Origin of the sequence: Rhabdochromatium marinum, from assembly GCF_016583795.1 — a bacterium.
Taxonomy (GTDB): Bacteria; Pseudomonadota; Gammaproteobacteria; order Chromatiales; family Chromatiaceae; genus Rhabdochromatium; species Rhabdochromatium marinum.
Map to the genome: position 1 here is coordinate 1 of NZ_NRRS01000171.1, position 1,336 is coordinate 1,336.

The 1,336-nt window shown below is 57.7% G+C and carries 1 protein-coding gene; it reads right to left on the reverse strand.

Going from position 1 to position 1,336, the window contains the following annotated elements:
* Positions 1-38: 38 nt before the first annotated feature.
* A partial coding sequence (locus tag CKO36_RS19080) for an IS1634 family transposase (protein WP_200286479.1) occupies positions 39-1,336 on the reverse strand: 1,298 nt, incomplete at its 5' end.

Here is a 1,336-nt window from a genome sequence, read left to right on the forward strand (position 1 = left end):
GCAATCTGACATTGAACGATGCCGGCCAGTCTACCGAGTCAGCGCCAAAAGTTTACGAAAAACTTTTTTTGAGCCTGGGCCAACCTGCTGTTGTTACGCCGAAAATTTTTTCGGCGGGAATTGCTGTGGTGGTAGTGTTGCATATTTAGCACGAGCGGCCTGACCTGGGCAATGACCAGCACATGGATACCTTTGAAAGATTGGAATACCCAGCGCGCGGTGGGACGAGCGCTCGGCTGACCCTTCTGGTCGGGGAAGGTTGCCTGCTGTGCCTTGAGACTCTCGCGGATACGGTGTTCCAGGGCAGCATAGACCAACAAGCAGAGGGTCATCACCATCATCAACGCCATGATGCGCTCGGGTTTCTTCAGGTAGAGTGTCGCGGCCATAAACATCGGGTCTTTGAGGAAGCGAAAGCCGCGCTCGACTGTTTGTTGATCCTTGTAGGCGGCGATGAGCTCGGCTTCGCTGAGCAGTGAGTCATCGAGCTGATTGGTGGCGAGGATGAAACAGCTTTTGCGTTCCAGGCGGCGCTGGTGCTCCTGCACCTGCGAGGCCAGTGCGCCGCTGATGCGGTAGACATAAAAGTCTGGCGCCTGCCCTCGGGCCGGGCGGCCTTGGCTGTGGTAGCGAGGCAAGGCCTCAATGCAGGTCTCGCCGAGCAGGCCAATCTTAAGTGTGTGCTCAAAACGCTCCAATGCCTTGAGCGCATCGGCCTCGCAGGCGAAGTCCGTGTTGCACAGCCGCTCGAAGCCCTTGAGTTCGGCCTCGCCCTGTGTAAGACAGTGCTTGTTAAGGCGCTTGAGGGCGCGTTGGCGCGCCTGCGGTGAATAGACCACAACCCAGCGTTGGCGCACCTCACCATAGACGGTGCCTAAGGTGCAACAGGCCTCTTGCGTGGGCTTGTGCATCAACATTGGAGCGACTGCATGGATCATCTCGCAGGCGAGCGTGAGGGTTTCAGGCACGCGCGAAATCCAGGCATAGGTGTCCATCGCCTGGAGGGTGTCGCGGGTGTAGAGCGCGCTGTCGGCCATGAGGATCTCCAGTCCAACATCGGCTTGCAGCTGGTCGAGATAGGCATTGACGGTCTTGCGAAAGCTCGTCTTGTCGCTGTTATTACCGCTTAAGGCTTCCATCAGCAGGGGAATGCCGGCTTGGCGCTCGCAGAGCAATTGCAGCACCACCTGGTTCAAATCCGCGCGATGATCACGACTGTAGCCTTGGGTGATGCGAATCACGCCCGTCGGATCTTCGATGTCGCTGTTGTAGTCACCATCGACATGGAAGCTGGTCGAATCCAGATGCCCAAAGCGACACAACAACCCTAACCGCT